The 18,694-nt window shown below is 63.5% G+C and carries 18 protein-coding genes, 1 tRNA gene and 1 rRNA gene; 1 reads left to right on the top strand and 19 read right to left on the bottom strand.

Features of this window, described 5'->3' with window-relative positions; genetic code table 11:
• Positions 1-3 precede the first annotated feature (3 nt).
• The gene (locus tag G9U53_RS24550; RefSeq protein ID WP_058038830.1) at positions 4-369 is read left to right on the top strand and encodes a hypothetical protein; all 366 of its coding nucleotides are present in this window, start codon (positions 4-6) and stop codon (positions 367-369) included.
• Between the two features lie 61 nt (positions 370-430).
• On the opposite strand, the gene G9U53_RS24555 is transcribed toward G9U53_RS24550, so the two are convergent.
• From G9U53_RS24555 to rrf, 19 genes are all read right to left on the bottom strand, one after another.
• Positions 431-504 (bottom strand) — tRNA-Pro (locus tag G9U53_RS24555).
• A gap of 102 nt (positions 505-606) precedes the next feature.
• Positions 607-2,034 carry a ribosome biogenesis GTPase Der gene (gene der, locus G9U53_RS24560; protein WP_003946199.1) on the bottom strand — a complete coding sequence of 476 codons (1,428 nt, stop codon included), beginning with the start codon at positions 2,032-2,034 and terminating at the stop codon, positions 607-609.
• Positions 2,031-2,711: a (d)CMP kinase gene (cmk, locus tag G9U53_RS24565; RefSeq protein WP_172827088.1), complete on the bottom strand. Its 681-nt coding sequence runs from the start codon at positions 2,709-2,711 to the stop codon at positions 2,031-2,033. The genes der and cmk overlap by 4 nt, the downstream gene beginning before the upstream one ends.
• Positions 2,712-2,722: 11 nt before the next feature.
• A complete protein-coding gene (locus G9U53_RS24570; protein ID WP_165639302.1) occupies positions 2,723-4,168 on the bottom strand; it encodes a pseudouridine synthase in 1,446 nt (481 codons plus the stop codon).
• A 77-nt stretch (positions 4,169-4,245) separates the two neighbouring features.
• Positions 4,246-4,929: an SMC-Scp complex subunit ScpB gene (gene scpB / locus G9U53_RS24575; RefSeq protein WP_037127047.1), complete on the bottom strand. Its 684-nt coding sequence runs from the start codon at positions 4,927-4,929 to the stop codon at positions 4,246-4,248.
• Positions 4,930-4,970: 41 nt separating this feature from the next.
• Positions 4,971-5,792: a segregation/condensation protein A gene (locus G9U53_RS24580; RefSeq protein WP_046379919.1), complete on the bottom strand. Its 822-nt coding sequence runs from the start codon at positions 5,790-5,792 to the stop codon at positions 4,971-4,973.
• A gap of 50 nt (positions 5,793-5,842) precedes the next feature.
• Positions 5,843-6,856, bottom strand: coding sequence for a ParA family protein (locus G9U53_RS24585; RefSeq protein ID WP_003946138.1), 1,014 nt, complete (start codon positions 6,854-6,856; stop codon positions 5,843-5,845).
• Positions 6,857-6,999: 143 nt separating this feature from the next.
• Complete coding sequence (xerD, locus tag G9U53_RS24590; protein ID WP_165639303.1) at positions 7,000-7,923, bottom strand: site-specific tyrosine recombinase XerD; 924 nt, start codon at positions 7,921-7,923, stop codon at positions 7,000-7,002.
• Between the two features lies 1 nt (position 7,924).
• Positions 7,925-8,557 carry an NUDIX hydrolase gene (locus tag G9U53_RS24595; RefSeq protein WP_019748589.1) on the bottom strand — a complete coding sequence of 211 codons (633 nt, stop codon included), beginning with the start codon at positions 8,555-8,557 and terminating at the stop codon, positions 7,925-7,927.
• Between the two features lie 6 nt (positions 8,558-8,563).
• Positions 8,564-10,324: a CTP synthase gene (locus G9U53_RS24600; protein ID WP_003946139.1), complete on the bottom strand. Its 1,761-nt coding sequence runs from the start codon at positions 10,322-10,324 to the stop codon at positions 8,564-8,566.
• Positions 10,325-10,480: 156 nt separating this feature from the next.
• Complete coding sequence (locus G9U53_RS24605; protein ID WP_007731900.1) at positions 10,481-11,434, bottom strand: copper transporter; 954 nt, start codon at positions 11,432-11,434, stop codon at positions 10,481-10,483.
• Positions 11,431-12,615 carry a putative cytokinetic ring protein SteA gene (steA, locus tag G9U53_RS24610; RefSeq protein WP_007731902.1) on the bottom strand — a complete coding sequence of 395 codons (1,185 nt, stop codon included), beginning with the start codon at positions 12,613-12,615 and terminating at the stop codon, positions 11,431-11,433. Before steA ends, G9U53_RS24605 begins: the two co-directional genes overlap by 4 nt.
• A gap of 86 nt (positions 12,616-12,701) precedes the next feature.
• Positions 12,702-14,480 (bottom strand): DNA repair protein RecN, encoded by a 1,779-nt coding sequence (gene recN, locus G9U53_RS24615; protein ID WP_165639304.1) that lies wholly within the window; start codon positions 14,478-14,480, stop codon positions 12,702-12,704.
• A gap of 2 nt (positions 14,481-14,482) precedes the next feature.
• Positions 14,483-15,430, bottom strand: coding sequence for an NAD kinase (locus G9U53_RS24620; RefSeq protein ID WP_003946132.1), 948 nt, complete (start codon positions 15,428-15,430; stop codon positions 14,483-14,485).
• Positions 15,427-16,266, bottom strand: coding sequence for a TlyA family RNA methyltransferase (locus tag G9U53_RS24625; protein WP_003946142.1), 840 nt, complete (start codon positions 16,264-16,266; stop codon positions 15,427-15,429). The genes G9U53_RS24620 and G9U53_RS24625 overlap by 4 nt, the downstream gene beginning before the upstream one ends.
• Before the next feature lies 1 nt (position 16,267).
• On the bottom strand, positions 16,268-16,510 hold the full coding sequence (locus G9U53_RS24630; protein ID WP_003946140.1) for a hypothetical protein: 243 nt from the start codon (positions 16,508-16,510) through the stop codon (positions 16,268-16,270).
• 76 nt (positions 16,511-16,586) lie between these two features.
• On the bottom strand, positions 16,587-17,570 hold the full coding sequence (locus G9U53_RS24635) for an HAD-IIA family hydrolase (RefSeq protein WP_007731903.1): 984 nt from the start codon (positions 17,568-17,570) through the stop codon (positions 16,587-16,589).
• Entirely contained in the window at positions 17,567-18,508 is a 942-nt protein-coding gene (locus tag G9U53_RS24640) for a hypothetical protein (protein ID WP_080961175.1), read from the bottom strand. The genes G9U53_RS24635 and G9U53_RS24640 overlap by 4 nt, the downstream gene beginning before the upstream one ends.
• A 61-nt stretch (positions 18,509-18,569) precedes the next feature.
• Positions 18,570-18,686: ribosomal RNA gene (rrf, locus tag G9U53_RS24645) — 5S ribosomal RNA — on the bottom strand.
• Positions 18,687-18,694: the final 8 nt, after the last annotated feature.

Below are 18,694 nucleotides of genomic sequence, written 5' to 3' on the forward strand. Positions count from 1 at the left end.
CGCATGCCGGTTTCCGCGAGTGTCCGTGCGCGCCTTCGCTCCCACTTGCATCCAGACGACGAGATCCACTACGCGTTTCCAGCAGACGTTCTGATGAGCGCGAAACCGAGTGTGTTTGTCGTGGTGAGCCGAAAGGCGATCACCGTCTTCTCGACGAGCTTTCGGTCCAGAAAAGTACCGAGGTCGATCCTCACCCAGTTTCCGAGAATGACCGTCCTCGGCCCGGTCGATACTGCGTCCACGCCGCACTTCACTGCGGCGGGCATAACGTACGAGATCGACGAAGAATATGTTGCAGTCGTGAACGCTGCCGACGCGGAGATCACGTCACCGCAGGACTTCCCGCATGATCCGTTGCCGAAACTTTGAAGGCACAAACAAAAAGGCAGTTTCTCATTTCTGAGAAACTGCCTTTTTGATCTAACTTCGGTCGGGCTGACAGGATTTGAACCTGCGACCACTTGACCCCCAGTCAAGTGCGCTACCAAGCTGCGCCACAGCCCGTCCCACGCCCTTGTTTCGGGCGCTTGGAAAGATTACATCAGGGACGGGCCGAAGTACCAATCGGCTGGTCAGAGCCGTTTCAGTACCGAATTGGACGCAGAATCAGCGGCCCTTACGATCACGCTTCTCGCGCACTCGGACGGATACGCGGATCGGGCTGCCGTCGAAGTTGAACTCTTCACGCAGACGCCGCTCGATGAAGCGGCGGTAGCCGGCCTCGAGGAAGCCCGTGGTGAAGAGAACGAATGTCGGCGGGCGTGTGCTTGCCTGCGTCGCGAACATGATGCGAGGAAGGCGACCACCACGCATCGGAGGCGGCGTTGCTGCCACAACTTCCTTGAGCCAGGTGTTCAGGCGACCCGTGGGGATGCGCTTGTCCCAGGACTCGAGAGCCGTGTCGAGAGCCGGCACGAGCTTCGCCACGGCGCGACCGGTGTGGGCGGAGATGTTGACTCGCTGAGCCCACGGAACGCGGACCAGATCGCGGTCCACTTCCTTGTCCAGCATGAGTCGACGGTCCTCGTCCACGAGGTCCCACTTGTTGAATGCGATCACCAATGCACGACCCGTGTCGGCCACCATGCTCAGAACACGCAGGTCCTGCTCGGTGATCGGCTCGTGTGCGTCGATGAGCAGGATCGCGACCTCAGCGGCCTCGATCGCGCTCTTCGTACGCAGCGACGCATAGAACTCGGCACCGCTGGCATGGCTGACACGCTTGCGCAGACCAGCCGTGTCGACGAAACGCCAAGGGCGCCCGCCGAGTTCGACGATGGAGTCGACGGGGTCGACGGTGGTGCCGGCAACATTGTGCACGACGGACCGCTCGTCACCGGACAGCTTGTTGAGCAAGCTGGACTTTCCGACATTCGGCTTTCCGACGAGAGCAACACGACGCGGACCGCCGCCGGGGATACCTTCACGCGGGGTTTCCGGCAGCTTCTCGAGAACCTCGTCGAGCAGGTCGCCGGTGCCGCGGCCGTGGGTCGCACTCACGGAGTACGGCTGACCGAGGCCCAAGGACCACAGTGCTGCAACCTCGGACTCGGTGCGTCCGTCGTCCACCTTGTTGGCAACGAGGATGACCGGAGTCTTCGAGCGGCGAAGCACGCGAGCCACAGCTTCGTCCGTCGCGGTAGCGCCGACAACGGCGTCGACGACCAGGAGAATGGCGTCAGCCGTTCCCATGGCCAACTCGGCCTGCCGGGCAACGGCCTGCTGAAGACCCTTTGCGTCGGGCTCCCATCCGCCGGTGTCCTGGACGAGGAAGCGTCGTCCGGCCCAGTTCGCCTCGTACGAGACACGGTCACGGGTAACGCCGGGGATGTCCTCGACTACCGCTTCACGACGGCCGATGATGCGGTTGACGAGTGTCGACTTGCCGACGTTCGGTCGACCGACAACAGCCAAGGTCGGGACGGCAATGTGCGCTTCGCCTTCGCCGTCCGCTTCGAGATCGGCGTAATCCCACTCCGATTCCTCGGACCAAGTTCCGTCACCGGCATATTCGGTTACCAGATCGTCGCTCACTGCACTGCTCCAGTTCTGTCGCTGACCACCAACAGCAACTTGGCGATCACATCTTCAATTCCCAATTCGCTCGTATCCACCAGAATGGAATCCTCGGCAGGGCGCAACGGCGACACTGCCCGAGTCGAATCGAGATGGTCACGGCGCTGCACATCAGCCAGCACCGCTTCATAATTGTCTTCACGGCCTTGGCCGATATTCTGCGTATTGCGCCGTGCCGCACGGGTTTCCGCCGATGCGGTCAAGAAGATCTTGACGTCTGCATCGGGGAGTACGACGGTTCCGATGTCGCGACCTTCCACGACGATCCGCTCCGCACCGGCCGCCAACTCACGCTGAGTGGCGACCAGCAGGTCGCGAACTTCGGGTACAGCCGACACCGCGGAGACAGCCTTGGTTACCGCGTCGCCGCGGATCTCCTCGCTGACGTCCGCGCCGTCGAGATGCACCTGCTCGCTGCTCGGATCGGTACCGATGGACCATGGCAACGCCGCAACGGCGGCCGTGATCGCGGCGGAATCCGCCAGATCGATTCCCTGACGCAGCACGTGCAGGGTCGCGATCCGGTAGATGGCTCCGGTGTCGAGGTAGCGAGCGCCCAAACGCTGCGCCAACGCGCGAGAGACGCTGGACTTGCCGGTTCCGGACGGTCCGTCCATAGCGACTACCAGCGGCATGGACGAATCGGTCACAGGCCGACCGCCTCGTACAGTCCACCGACCTCGCTACGTCCGAGGACGCGCTGCGTTCCCGGACGCTGATCGCCGAGAGCGACAACTCCGACGTTGGTGCGTACCAGGCGGACAACGGGGTGACCGACGGCATCGAGGAGGCGACGCACGATGTGCTTACGGCCCTCGTGCAGTACGAGCTTGACGAGCGTCTTGCCCTCGTTGATCTCGAGCACGGTGAACGCGTCCACCTTGGCCGGACCGTCATCGAGAGTGACACCGTCACGCAGCTGCTTGCCGGTGCTGCGCTCGACAACGCCGTGAACCGTGGCGAGGTACGTCTTCGGAACCTCGAACGACGGGTGCATCAGGCGGTGAGCCAAGTCACCGTCGTTGGTGAAGAGAAGCAAGCCTTCGGTGTCGGCGTCGAGACGGCCGACGTGGAAGAGCCGCTGACCCGACTGAACGCGCTCGGAGACGATGTCACCGACGCACGGACGACCGAGATCGTCGGACATGGTGCACTGCCAGCCACGCGGCTTGTTCATCGCGAGGTAGACGAGGTCCTTCTGCACGACGACGCGGACGCCGTCGACACGAACCACTGCGTTCTCGGGGTCGACACGCAGACCCTGTTCGACCACGATGCGGCCGTCGACCTCGACGCGACCCTGATCGATCAGTTCTTCAGCTGCACGGCGTGATGCGACGCCGGCCTGAGCCAGCACCTTCTGCAAGCGGACGCCGTCGCCCTTCGGCGGGCCGTCGTGCTTGGTGATCTCGGCATGCTGATGACGCGCCGGCTTGGCGTTGGAGACCAACGGGTTCTGAGAGACGACGCGCTGCGGCTTCTCGGTCTTCGGCTTGCCACGCTTGTTGGTCGCCGGCGGTGTCGGGGCTGCCGGGCGCTTGCGCGGAGGTCCGTCGAACTTGGACCCACGAGGTGCGTTCGACCATGCGCCGCCGCGAGGAGCGTCGGGGCGTGCGCCGCGCTGATCGTCACTACGACGGTCAGCGCCGCCACGCGGTGCGCGACGGGCGTCGACGTGGGGAGTACGACGGTCGTCGCTGCGGGGTCCGCGCCGATCGTCGTTGTAACCGCCACGGCGGTCGTCCATACGTGCGGGGCGACGGTCATCGCTGCGCGGCGGGCGACGGTCATCGCTGCGCGGCGGGCGACGGTCATCGCTGCGCGGCGGGCGACGGTCATCGCTGCGCGGCGGGCGACGGTCATCATTGAATCCACCGCGACGGTCGTCCATGCGGGGACGGTCGGATCCGGCGTTGCGGTCGTATCCAGAGGTACTGCGGGAAGTGTTGCTGCGTCCACCACGGGGCGCTTCGCTACGTGCGCCGCGGGGGGCGTCGCTGCGACCACCACGGGGGGCATCGCTGCGTGCGCCGCGGTTGTCGCGGGAGTTGTTACGGTCCGGTGTGCCATCTCGGCGAGCGGGATTGTTCACTTTTTTCCTGTCAGTTTTCTACTGTTTCCCGAGCGTGGTCGGGTCTTTCTCGGTGCTGACGAGCGCCGGAATTCCGGTCAGTCGTCGACTTCGGTGTCCACTACGTCAGCGGGCACGTCTGCCTTGTTCATTCTCGCAAATCGCGGATCGGATTCCAGGCTTTCGCTGATGTCGTCGATGAGATCGACATCAGGCAAGAGCGGGGCCAACTCCGGGAGCTCGCTGAGCGAGGCCAGGCCGAGCCGTTCGAGGAACAGTTCGGTCGTGGAGTACCGTGTCGCGTTGGTGTCCGGGTCAGGCCCGGCTTCCGCGATCAGTCCGCGGGCAAGGAGGGTGCGTACCACCCCGTCCACGTTGACGCCTCGTACCGCACTGATCCGCGCACGAGTCAACGGTTGACGGTATGCGACTACGGCCAAAGTTTCCAATGCCGCCCTGGTCAATTTGGTGCGTGCGCCGTCCAATAGCAGCTTTTCCACGTACGGGGCAAACTCTTGTCGCGTGTACAGACGCCATCCGTCGCCCGCGTAGCGAAGGTCCATTCCGCTGCCGCGAGCGGTCAATGCGGCCGACATCGACGTCAGGCGTTCTTCGACTCGTTCCGGCGCGGTTCCGGTGACAGATGCGAGTTGGTTCACTTCGGCCGGCGAATCCACGACAAGCAGAAGCGACTCCAGCACTGCGTCGAGTTGATCGTCGTCGAGTTCGAAATCGGGGGCGGAATCTTCGGACTCCGAGGCGTGTTCGGTAGGCTCGATCATCTCGTCTAGCTGCGAAGACTCTGGTTCCGTCGGCTCGGCGTTCATCCGTAGTCCTCCTCTGTGACCGGCGCGGCCGGGTCGTCTCCGGTCCAACTCACCATCAGCGGTCCGAGTGCTTCGGGTTGCTCGAACACAATGACCTGCCGGCGATACAACTCGAGCAACGCGAGAAATCTTGCGACTATCTCGACGGTGATCTCACACTCGGCAACGAGGTCCCCGAAGGGTGTCCACTCCCCTATGCCTCGCTCGCGCAGCAACTCGAGAATTCGCTCGGCCTGCTCGGGTATCGAGATATTGGACACATGGAGGTGATCGAGGCCCACCGTCGGCACCGGACGTGGTGTGAACACAGTCGCCGCGATCTCCGCAAAACGCTGAGGGTCGACGCCCAACAACACCTCGGGCAGGAGTTCGGTGAACTGATCCTCGACGGCAACCGAGCGCGGATAGCGCCGCAGCGCTGCTTCCTCCAACTCACCGAACAGCGCCGCAACTTGTTTGTACGCCCGGTACTGCAGCAGTCGCGCGAAGAGAAGGTCGCGGGCTTCGAGAAGCGCCAGATCCTCCGCGTCCTCGACCTGCCCGGCGGGCAACAGCCTGGCCGCTTTCAGGTCCAGAAGCGTAGCTGCGACGACCAGAAACTCTGTTGTCTGATCGAGGCCCATCGCACTGCCAAGTTCCTTGGTGTATGCGATGAAATCGTCAGTGACGGTGTGCAGGGCGACTTCGGTGACATCGAGCTGTCGTTGATTGATCAGGTTCAACAGCAGATCGAACGGGCCTTCGAAGTTCCGGAGAGTGACTCGGAAACCGGCAGCCTTGGCTGCGGTCTGAGCGTCGGTCGGCACGTTCGGGTCGATCGAATCCGGCTCGACTTCGACCGAATCTTCTTGCGATGCAATCAGTTCCACTAACGACCAGACCGGTGAATGACCTCGCGGGCCAATGCTCGATATGCCTCGGCCCCAGCCGATTTCGGCGCCCACGTCGTGATCGGCTCACCGGCGACGCTGGTTTCGGGGAATCGGACGGTGCGGTTGATCACCGTGTCGTAGACGACGTCGCCGAACACCTCGACGACTCGCGCCATCACCTCACGAGCGTGCAGAGTCCGGGCGTCGAACATCGTGACGACGATACCGGCCAACTCGAGCTTGGGATTGAGACGATCGTGCACCTTTTCGACGGTGTCGTTGAGGAGTGCCAGGCCGCGCAGGCTGAAGTACTCGCATTCCATCGGAATGATGACCGAATCGGCGCAGGCCAGTGCATTCACCGTGAGCAGGCCAAGCGACGGCTGGCAGTCGATGAGCACGTAGTCGTACCGATCGAGAACAGGGTGCAACACGCGTCCCAAGGTCTGCTCACGTCCGACCTCGGTGACCAATTGGATCTCGGCGGCCGAAAGGTCGATGTTGCTGGGCAGCAGGTCGAGGCCGTCGACCCGAGTTCGCATCAACACATCGTCGATGGACACACGCGGTTCGACCAGAAGGTTATGGACGGTCAGTTCCAGGTCGTGATGCTGGACGCCCAGTCCAGCAGACAACGCGCCTTGGGGATCGAGATCCACCAGGAGCACTCGGCGACCGTATTCGGCCAACGACGCACCCAGGTTGATGGTCGACGTCGTCTTGCCGACGCCGCCCTTCTGGTTGCACATCGCGATGATCATCGCGGGTCCGTGGTGCGCCAACGGTGTCGGTTGGGGTACCTCGCGGACCGGCCGGCCCGTCGGACCGAGTTCTTCCGCGGAAACGGTGAGGGTTTCCGCAGGTGGAGAGGCTACTGGCGTCGTATCTATTTCGAACATCGCCTCTGGTTCGGAGGGTACAGCTGGTGCTGATTCGTTCACGCGCTCGAAGAGTTGGGCATTGACATGCGGCGGCGCGGACTCCGCCGCTGGTGGCTGCGATGTCGACACGGTCCGATGCTCCCCTACTCTTTCGGCGGTTGCTCTCGGCGCCGGCAAACCCCCGAAACTGCGGTGGAGGCCGCTCGCGCTCCTTGAACGCTACCGCTTACATCACCGAATGGTCTCGCAGACACGCATGAGCCAACCAACCCCTAACGGGCACGCGGGTGTGCCTGAGCCCACACTTCGCGCAACGCGGTGACGGTGACCAGTGTGTAGATCTGCGTCGTGGTTACCGAAGCGTGACCGAGAAGTTCCTGCACGACGCGTACGTCCGCGCCGCCGTCGAGCAGGTGTGTGGCAAACGAGTGCCTGAGCGTATGGGGTGAGACGTCCGCCTTGATCCCGGCGGACGCGGCCGCGTCCTGAAGAATCTGCCATGCACTCTGACGCGAGAGGCGTCCACCGCGAGCGTTGAGAAAGAGGGCAGGAACACCGCGCGTCGCCAGGCTGGGGCGCCCGCGGACGAGATACGCGTCGACGGCGGCGATCGCCGGCCTGCCGACGGGGACGATCCGCTGCTTGCCGCCCTTGCCCTTGAGCAGCACGGAACGAGTTTCGGTATCGATGTCGTCGACGTCCAGATCGATCGCCTCGGTGATTCGCGCTCCGGTCGAGTACAGGAGCTCGAGCAGAGCGCGATCCCGCAGGTCGCGGGGCCCGTCACCGGCCGCACCGCCACCCGAAGCGTCGAGCAGGGCGATCACGTCGTCGAGAGGCAGGGCCTTGGGCAGCTTGCGTCCGGGCGTCGGCGGCTTGACCGTTCGGGCCACGTCGACGCTGAACAGACCTTCGGCGGCGGAAAACTTGTGGAATCCGCGAACCGCGATCAGGGTGCGTGCTGCCGAACTGGCCGCCAATGGTACGACGCCGGAATCTTTGTCACCCAGGCGCAGATGTGTCACGAATTCGGTGACGTCGTTCTCCGTCACGCCCGCGACGTCGTCGATGCCGCGTCCGTGCAGGTACTCCGCGTACCGATTCAGGTCGCGGCGATAGGAAAGTAGAGTATTGCGCGCAGATCCTCGCTCGACCGCTAGATGGTCGAGATACGAGTCCACCTGTCGGGCAAGCACTTCAGGCTCGCGACTTGCGTTCTCCGAATGCGCGAGGACGATCGGGCCACGGTGCGTCGGCGGGGCGTAGCGGCTTTCCCGTCGCGCGTGCGGTGGCGATCGCGAGAATGCCTGATACCGCTGTGGCATTGACGATGTCGCCGCGTAGCGCCATGTCGACGGCGTCGGCGAGCGGAACCCGCGAAATCTCGAGATCGGCTTCTTCGTGTTCGGGATCGTCGCGCTCCACCTCGTGCAACCCCTCGGCGAGGAAGACGCGAACCGCCTCGTCCGTGAACCCGGGTGAGAGAGCGACATCGACCAGCACCGACCACCGATCGGCGCCGAGTCCGGTTTCTTCGCCCAGCTCGCGCGCTGCCGCCTCGACCGGGCTCTCCCCCGCAGCGTCGAGCAGACCGGCAGGGATTTCCCACAACCGGTGCCCGAGCGGGTGACGGTACTGGTGAATCAGCACCAGGTTGTCGTGCTCGTCCAGTGCCACGACGGCAACGGCGCCGTGGTGTTCGACGACTTCCCGATCGGCACGCTGACCACCAGGCATCGCAACGGTGTCGACGCGCAACGCGATGATCGCGCCGGTGTAGACCGTCTTGGAGCCGAGGGTGTCGAATTCGTGCCGACCGGGATCGCTCATGTGTGGCTAGACCTTTTCCACGTTCTCGACTGCAGCGTCGAGCGCCGTCTCGGTGGCGGCGGTGTCGATCTTCTCGTCACCGTGGACGTCGACGGGCAGGCGCTCTTCGAGCTTGTACGTCAACGCTGCTTCGACGAAGGCGGCGAACAGCGGATGCGGGCGTGTCGGGCGGCTCTTGAGCTCCGGGTGTGCCTGGGTGGCAACGAAGAACGGATGCTGCTCACGCGGGTACTCGACGAACTCGACCAGGTGGCCGTCCGGTGAGGTTCCGCTGAACTGCAAGCCGGACTTGGCAATCCGGTCGCGGTAGGTGTTGTTGACCTCGTAACGGTGACGGTGACGCTCGGAGACGTCCTCGGTTCCGTAGGCCTGAGCGACGACGGAACCCTTGGTCAGCACGGCCGGGTAAGCACCCAGACGCATGGTGCCACCGAGGTCGGCGTCACCGGCGATGACGTCTTCCTGATCAGCCATCGTCGAGATGACCGGATGCTTGGTGTCCGGCTCGAACTCGGCCGAGTTGGCATCGTCGAGGCCGACGCTACGAGCAGCTTCGATGACGACGCACTGCAGACCCAGGCACAGACCCAGCAGCGGCAGCTTGCGCGAACGTGCGAAACGGATCGCGCCGAGCTTGCCTTCGATGCCGCGGATGCCGAAGCCGCCGGGGATCAGAACACCGTCGACGTCACCGAGAGCGGCCTGCGCTCCGGCTTCGGTCTCACAGGCGTCCGACGGGACCCAGGAGATCTCGACCTTGGACCGGTTCGCGAATCCACCGGCGCGCAGTGCCTCGGTGACGGATAGGTATGCGTCGGGCAGGTCGACATACTTGCCGACCAACGCGACCCGCACGGTCTCACGCGGCTGGTGAACACGATCGAGGAGGTTGCCCCACACGGTCCAGTCGACGTCGCGGAACGGGAGACCGAGCTGGCGAACGACGTAGGCGTCGAGGCCCTCACGGTGCAGAACCTTCGGGATGTCGTAGATCGAGGGAGCGTCGGGCGTCGAGATGCAGGCGTCGACGTCCACGTCGCACATCAGGGCGATCTTGTTCTTGAGGCCCTGCGGAACGTCACGATCGCAACGAAGGATCAGCGCGTCGGGCTGAATGCCGATGCTGCGCAACGACGCAACCGAGTGCTGCGTGGGCTTGGTCTTGAGCTCTCCGGAGGGGCCGAGGTACGGCACGAGGGAGACGTGTAGGAAGAAGACGTTGTCGCGGCCGACGTCGTGGCGGACCTGGCGAGCGGCTTCGAGGAAGGGCTGCGATTCGATGTCGCCGACTGTTCCACCGATTTCGGTGATCACGACGTCCGGGCGGTGTCCCTGCAGATCCGGACCGCTCATCTCGAGGATGCGACGCTTGATCTCGTCGGTGATGTGCGGGATGACCTGAACGGTGTCGCCGAGGTACTCGCCGCGGCGTTCCTTGGCGATGACCGTCGAGTAGACCTGGCCGGTGGTGACGTTCGCCTGGCCGGAGAGGTCACGGTCGAGGAACCGCTCGTAGTGTCCGACGTCGAGGTCGGTCTCGGCACCGTCTTCGGTGACGAAGACCTCGCCGTGCTGGAAGGGGTTCATGGTGCCCGGATCCACATTGAGATAGGGATCGAGCTTCTGCATGGTCACGCGCATTCCCCGCGCGGTCAACAACTGTCCCAGGCTCGAGGCGGTCAAACCTTTGCCGAGCGAGGAAGCTACACCTCCGCTGACGAAGATGTGCTTGGTGGCGGTACGCGTGTTAGTGCGTGACTGTGGCAAAGGGGCTCCCGTGACGACTGTGCAGGGCTTGGTCTGATGAAGCATGCTGGGGCCTGCCGACCCACGGGATTTCACGGTAACACCTATCGGGGGTCGGTGCCTACAACGCGCCGACTTTCCGCCCCCGATGTGACCGGCGTATCAATACCGAGGTGTTCAGTTGGTGGGTGCGCCGACGGTAACCGCCGCCGCTCCCGGTCCCGTGCCGTAGCGGCCGGCGCCGCCGTTCAACTGTTCCTGCAGCGCCAACGGCGTCGTGATCTTGCCCGATTCCCGGTCGATGTTGTCGATGGTCGTCAAGCCCGCTGAGAGCGCCGCGTCCGCACGCGCGACGGCAACCGGACCACTGCCCTCGGCCGAGCCAGGCCGGCCCGCGAGAATCGTTCCTGCGCCGCGTCCGTCGAGAGCACCGGCGAACCGGGCGATGACGGCGCCGCGGTTACCCGTGGCTGCGTCGGATTCACTCTTGTTGTCGCCGGTGAGAACCACGGCGAGTTGAGCCGGCTTGACCGCTCCGTCGTCGTAGCTGATGAAACCGGCGCTACGCAGCGAGTCGAGCGCGAGATTCATCTCGTCCGGAGTGCTCTGCGGTTCGCTGTTCTGCCCGTTGAGAAGCAGAACCGAACCGAGCAGATCACCCGCGAGACTGCCCTGATCGACCGCACCGGTCTTGAGGGTGATCCCCGCAGGGATGACATTGGTGACGACGGTCCGCAAGCGGTCACCACCGGTGGCGTCGACAAACGAATCGGTGAGCGAGACGCGTCCGGTCACGGCACCGCCGGCGGCAGTGACGAGTCGGTTGACACCGTCGAGATCACCGGGATCGGCGTCCGGTGCCGTGATGACGACGACGGTGCGACCAGCGAGACTGTCACGCACGACGCGACCGCCGACAGCGGCATCGAAGCCGTCCGCGGAATTGAGTTGCTGCTGAAGCTGATTGGACTGTTGATTGAGGTCTTCGATCTCGTTCTGCAGGTCCGCCTTGTCGTCGCGCAGACCCGAAAGCAATCCACTGGACAGCATTCCGGAACCGAGCACCACGCCGATCGCGAGTGCCAGGAAGATTGCCGCTATGGAAATTGCATGTTGACGCATCGAAATCACTTGAAGAGCCCCTGAACCCACAGCGCGAAGCTGTTCCACGTTGCGATTGCCCAGTCGAGAACTTCACTACCGGCATTGGACACGACCAGGGCGACGATCACTGCCACCAGGGCGGCGAGCACCAGGAGCGCGATCGCGCCGCCGGACACTCGACTTCGATACAGCGTTGCCACAGCCTTGGCGTCGACCAGTTTCGGTCCCACCTTGAGCCGTGTCATGAACGCCGACGGATTGCTTTCACGACGCCCACGGTCGAAGAACTCGTCCAAGGACACCACGTTGCCGACCGTCACGATCAGTGAAGCTCCGTGGTGATCGGCGAGCAGCAGCGCAAGGTCGGTCGGTGAGCAGGTCGCCGGGAACGTCATCGCCCCGATCCCGAGATCCTGGATTCGGGAAAGCCCCGCCGCATGACCGTCCTGGTCTGCGGGCAGAACAACTTCCGCGCCGGACTTGAGGGTGGAACTGGTGATCTCTTCCGGGTCGCCCACGATCAGATCGGGGCGGTATCCGGCCTTGCTCAACACGTCCGCACCTGCGCCGACACCGATCAGGATCGGCGAATACTCCTTGATGAAGGGCTTGAGGTTCTTCAGATCGGCCTCGTGTTCGGGTCCGTCGGAGACGACCACGACGTGGCGATCCTTCAAGTCGATGTCGATGTCCGGAACACCGATTCCGTCGATCAGCAAAGGACTTTCGGTGCGGATGAACTCGATGGTGTTACCCGAGAACGCTTCCAGGTGATCGACCAGGCCGGTCTTGGCCTCGATCATCCGATCGGAGATCTCGGCCTCGGTCTGCTCTTCGCCCTTGACGAGGCTCTTCTCGCCGTTGAAGATCTCGCCCTCGTGCAGGCGGATCTTGCTGCCGTCCTTGACGTTCTTGAAGACGTCACCGTCTACGGCATCGATCAGAACGATGTCGTTGGCGACGATCACTTCCGGTCCGAGGTTGGGGTACCGCCCCGAAATCGACGGCGACGCGTTGACCACGGCCATGACTCCGGCTTTCACCAGAGCATCGGCGGTCCGGCGATCGATGTCGACTTCGTCGAGGATCACGATGTCTCCAGGACCGACGCGGCGTAGAAGCTTCGCCGTGTTCCGATCGGCCCTGGCGATGCCACTGATCCCAGGCAAGGATTCGGTGTTACGTGAGAGCAATCCGGGCATCTTCATGGCTTCGATGATGAACCTGAAACCGCGTTGACCGGTGGAGGCGCGCCGACAACTACCACATCAGTCACACCAACACCACAGAACCTTCAATCTGTGACGCGGGCCGCATTCGCGATCTCGAGCAGTTCTTCGGCGTGCGCACGACCGGTCTCGGTGTCGTCCAGCCCTGCCAACATACGGGCCAATTCGACCACCCGATCCGAATCCGACAAGGTCCGCACGCCACTGCTCACCACTCCGCCTTTGTCGTCGACCTTGTCCACCACGAGGTGGGTGTCGGCAAACGCAGCAACCTGCGGAAGGTGGGTGACGACGATAACCTGATGCGTACGAGCAAGTTTCGCCAATCGGCGGCCGATCTCGACAGCAGCGCGACCACCGACCCCCGCGTCCACTTCGTCGAAAACCATCGTCGCGCCGGTGTCGCTACCAGCGAGAACAACCTCGAGCGCCAGCATGACGCGTGACAGCTCGCCACCGGAAGCGCTCTTACTGATCGGAAGTGACGGTGCCCCGCTGTGCGCAGACAGACGAAATTCCACCTCGTCGACGCCGGCAGACCCGGCATGAAGGTCTACTCCCCCGACGCTGAGCGGCGCCGAGTCCTGCGGGCCGGCAGGCTGCGAACGCACAGTCACCTCGAGACCCGCACGTCCCATCGCCAGACCGGCGAGTTCCGCGCTGACGGCTTTGGCGAGCTTTGCCGCTGCCTTGACTCGCGCGGCGCTCAGCTTTGTGGCGGCTTCCGCGGTGAGGCCAGCCGTCTCCTCGACCTGCTTGGCCAACAGCGACAACGCATCCGAGGACACGTCGAGTTTGGACAGACGAGCGCGAGCGGTATCTGCCCATTCGAGAACCCCCTCGACATCGGCGGCGTACTTGCGAGTCAGAGTCTTCAGTTCCGATTGCCGCGACAGCAAAGAGTCCAGCGCACCCGGGTCTGCGGGCAGCCCGGACAGATAGGTGTTCAGGTCACCGGCAACATCGGTGACGACGGCAATAGCGTCGGCCAACCGGGAACCGAGGCCGTCCAGATCTGCGTCGGTGACCGACTCGATACGCGCCCGCGCTTCGGACATCAGGTCTAGCGCCGGCATGACCCCGACGTCGCCGCTGGCCATGTCGTCACTACCGGCGAGCGCAGCGTGCGCCTCTTCCGCAGCCGAGCGGAGCGAATCGAGTTCACTGAGTCGACGAACTTCGGCAACGATTGCCGTGTCCTCGCCTGGCTCGGGTGCCACGCCGTCGATTTCGTTGAGCGCGAAGGTCAACTGATCTGCTTCTTGCGCCAGTTCACGAGCCTTCGACGTGCGTTCGATCAACTCCGAACGAGCATCGAGCCATTCACGACGGTGTTTGCGGTACCTCGTCAGCAGCGTTCCGATTGCCTTGTCCCCGAAGCGGTCCAGCGCATTGCGTTGCTGGTCGGGACGAAGCAATCGCAGCTGATCGTTCTGTCCGTGGACAGTCAGAAGTGGATCCGTGAATTCGGAGAGAACTCCCGCCGGCACGCTTCGTCCGCCGAGATGAGCCCGTGAGCGGCCGTCGCTGCCGACTGTCCGGACGGCGATGATGGTCCCGTCCTCGTCGCGCTCGGCGCCGGACGATTCCAGGATTCGGACGATCTCACGCTCGGTGGCCGGTGAGACGTCGTCGGCGATGAATCGTCCTTCGACGACGGCTCGCGACGCGCCCAACCGCACCCGCCCGGCATCGGCTCGCGCTCCGCTGAGGAGGTGCAAGCTGGTGACGACCATCGTTTTACCTGCGCCGGTTTCACCGGTCAGGACGGTCAGGCCCTCGTGGAACTGGGCGCTGGCCTCGGAGATCACACCAAGACTGTCGATACGGATCTCTGCGAGCACGATTAAGGCTTCCTTCCTCGCCATCCGGTAACCGGAAGCTCGAACTTGCGAACCATCCGATCTGCGAAGGGCGCAGAGTCCAACCGGACCCACTTGACGGGAGTGGCGCCGCGAACGATCTCGACGCGAGCGCCGGCAGGCAGTTCCAACGTACGACGCCCGTCGCAGAAGACCAGGCCGTCGTGGCTACCGGCGACGGTCTCCACCGCGATGATCGAATTCGGGCTGGTGACCAACGGCCGCGCGAACAGCGCATGCGCGTTGCTGGGTACGACGAGCAATGCTTCGAGTTCGGGCCACACGACGGGGCCGCCTGCGGAAAATGCATAAGCGGTCGAGCCGGTGGGAGTGGACACGAGAACACCATCGCAACCGAAGGCAGATACCGGTCTGCCGTCGACCTCGAGGACAACTTCGAGAACTCCCAAACGCGAACGGTTCTCGATGCTGGCCTCGTTGAGCGCCCACCCGCGATCGATGATCTCGTCGTCCACCCGAATCACAACGTCGAGTGTCATACGGGACTCGACGCGATATTCCTTGCGAACTACCTGTGCGAGCGCCTCGTCGAGATGCTCGGCCTCGGTTTCTGCCAGAAATCCGATCCGTCCGAGGTTGATGCCCAGTACCGGAATGGACGCTTCTTGAGCGAGTTCGGCGGCGCGCAGAAATGTGCCGTCACCACCGAGAACCAGAACTAACTCGCATCCGACGGCAGCATCAGGGCCGGGATGAACAACCGTGACGTCGAGACCCGGCGCAGAGAAGCCCGCGGGTTCCGTCATTGCTTCGATGCGCGAGCTGTCTGCTTCGTCGACGAGGACTCGCAGCCCGATTCCCGCCCGTTCGAAAATCTTCCCGACTCGTTTGGCGGTTTCCGTGATGTCACGTCGACCAGGGTGTGCGACAAGAAGGATCTCGCGCGACTCGCCGTTCGTGACCGCGTTCACTGGGGCCCTTCCTCTACAGCCTTGCGAATCATGTCCTCCACCGAAGGAATTCCCTCGGTGTCCGGCTCGTGATCACCGGGCGAACCTGTCTTTCGAAGCCACAGGAAATACTCGACATTTCCCGACGGACCGGGCAATGGGCTGGCCACAACACCTAACGTCCGCAGACCTACCTTTGCAGCAGCCTCCGACACGTCGAGCACAGCCGAGATTCGCAATTCCGGATCTCGTACGACGCCACCGGCACCGACGCGGTCCTTGCCCACCTCGAACTGAGGCTTGACCATCGGAACCAGGTCCGCGCCGTCAGCAGTACAGGCGACAAACGCCCCGAGTACAAGTTTGAGAGAAATGAACGACAAGTCCGCGACAACGAGATCGACAGTTCCGCCGATGGTCTCTGCATCAATTGCACGAACATTGGTTCGGTCGATGACGTGCACCCGGTCATCGGACTGCAGGCGCCACACCAGTTGTCCGTAGCCGACGTCGACTGCGACAACTTCCTTCGCACCACGCGTCAGCAGAACATCGGTGAACCCACCGGTGGATGCGCCGGCGTCGAGGCAACGGCGACCTTCGACCGTCAATCCTTCGGCACCGAAGGCGTCGAGTGCGCCGATCAGTTTGTGAGCACCTCGCGACGCCCACGAAACTTCCTGCTCCACCTCGACGACCCGAAGTGGCGTTCCGGCTTCGATCGCCGTCGCAGGCTTGGTCGCAACGGCTCCCGAGATGAGAACTCGCCCGGCGGAAATCAGTTCTTGCGCATGATCTCGTGACCGTGCGAGTCCGCGACGGACAAGTTCGGCGTCCACCCGTGCTCTACGTGCCACGTCAAGCCCTGTCCACAGAGGCGAGTGCCTGGACGAGCACCTCGTGTGCCTGTTCCAAAATATGTGCCTTCTGCGGAATCACACCTGCTCCGTGCTGATCGTTCGGATCCTGTTCGATGCCACCGAGGCGCGCCAGCAAACCGTCGACGTCAGAACGTATGCGTTCCGGATCGACGGAAGGGCGTGGCCCGGGCAACGGAGATCCGTTACTCGTGTTTCCGGGGTGCGGTGTCGGCGTGCTCATCGGGCACAACGTTAGTGCATGACTCTCGGTTACGCATACACCCGCACCCCCGCGAGTCGAACACATTTGCGAGAGATCAGACGAGCCAGGATGCAAACAGATCCGCCACGCCGGCATCCGACGCTTCCAGGGTCCGGAACGACGGATTAGCCCATGCGACAGGCGCAACCGCGCGTAGAAGCGACATCTCGTCCCCGACAACCGGGCCGTCGACAACCAGCGCCGACCCGTTCACGGAGACAGACCACTTGGAGTCCGCACCGACCAGCGATTCGACGGCCGGCTGATTGAGCGAATCCAGAGTTGCTGCAATGTAGGTGGGGCGCTGCTCAACCGGAGCCCGCAGTACGTCACCCGGCGTGCTCACACCGGTGAGAACCAACAACGAGTCGATCGAAACAGCTTGTGCGCCTTCGATATCGGTGTCCAAACGATCACCGACCACCAGAGGACGCGAACACCCGCTGCGAGCGAGCGCATCCTCCATCAGCGGTGCAGCAGGCTTCCCTGCCACCAACGGTTCCTGCTTGGTCGCAGCGCGCAGAGCTGCCACCATCGAGCCGTTGCCCAGCACCAAACCCCGCTCCGACGGCAGTGTTGTGTCCAGGTTTGCCGCTACCCACAGCGCACCGGCCCGGATCGCCAAGCACGCCTCGGCAAGGATTGACCAGTTGGTCTCCGTCGAATGTCCTTGAACGACAGCAACCGGAGAATCCGCGAATTCGCGCACCGGAAGCAACCCGACGCGCGTCACCTCGTCGGCCAATGCGTCGGTACCGACGACGAGCACAGCGGCACCGGGTTCGAGACGCTCCGACAGCAGACGCACTGCCGTCTGAGAACTGGTGACGACACGATCGTCTTCGGAATCGAAACCGAGTTCGGTCAGATGCGCCGACACTGCCGAAGGCGAGCGACTCGCATTGTTGGTCACGTAGTACAAGGCCTGCGTGCCCTGACCGAGAGCTGCCTGGGTGCCGGGAATCGCATGAGCTCCGGCGTACAGCGTGCCGTCGAGATCGAGCAAAAGTACGTCGTACTGAGTACGAAGCACGGTCACTGATCTTCTCCGGTCAACTCGGCCACCCGTTCTTCAGCATCCGTGTCACCCTCGAGGTCAGCAGCTGCAGCGTTGAGGAACCACTTCAGTCCGTCTTCGACACGACCAGCTGAAACGAGGGCATCGGCGTAGGCGTAGAACAGCCGAGCCGCAGCTTCACCGGTACGCGCTGCGTCCAGATCCTTGGTCTGCAGTGTGACAACTGCCTGATCGAACTGACCGAGATCCATGCGGGCGCCCGCGACGACGATCCTCAACTCAGACGCCTCGTCGCCCGAAAGCAGGGCAGCCTCGTCGCTACGGCCGAGCTCGATCGCGCGTTCGGGTCGACCCAAACCGCGTTCGCAGTCGGCCATGACAGCGATCAGACCCGGTCCGCCAGCCATTCGACGGGCAGCACGAAGCTCGGAGAGAGCTTCAGCCCATTCACCGGCGTGGTACGCGGTGATTCCGGCAGCTTCACGAACGACCGCAATTCGGCCGGCGCGCTGACGGGCAGCGCGAGCGTGGAGCAGTGCGAGTTCCGGATCTTCGTCGACGAGCTTGCCCGCCATGACGAGGTGACGCGCAACTGTGTTGGCGTTGTCCTTGTCGAGGCTGAGCAGATCCCGACGAACGGCCGGGTCCAACTCCGTGGGCTCTACGTTGTCGGGCAAATCCGGTTCGTCAGGTCGTGCTTGCTGACGGTTGCGGTCGCCGTCGCGTCCACGAGGGGTGAACCCACCCTCGCCGCCGCGACGCTGTCCGCCGTTGAATCCGCCGCCGCGGTTACTGTTTCCAGCACCGCCACGGTTGTTGTCTCCGGCACCACCGCGGCGGTCTCCGCCTGCAGCGCCGCGTGATCCACGCCCGTCGTTGTCACGACGGGGGCCACCTGATCGAGGCGCTCCTCCCCCACGGAAGGACCGACGCTCGTCGCCATTCTCCGACACAGTCATTCCTCTCATACAACGCACGAAAGGGGACCCAATATGTTGGGTCCCCTTTCGGTTAACGGGTGTTCGGCGGTGTCCTACTCTCCCACACCCTGTCGAGTGCAGTACCATCGGCGCTGAAGGGCTTAGCTTCCGGGTTCGGAATGGGACCGGGCGTTTCCCCTTCGCTATGACCGCCGTAACTCTATG

This window comes from Rhodococcus sp. D-46, from assembly GCF_011290655.1.
Lineage (GTDB): Bacteria > Actinomycetota > Actinomycetes > Mycobacteriales > Mycobacteriaceae > Rhodococcus_F > Rhodococcus_F qingshengii.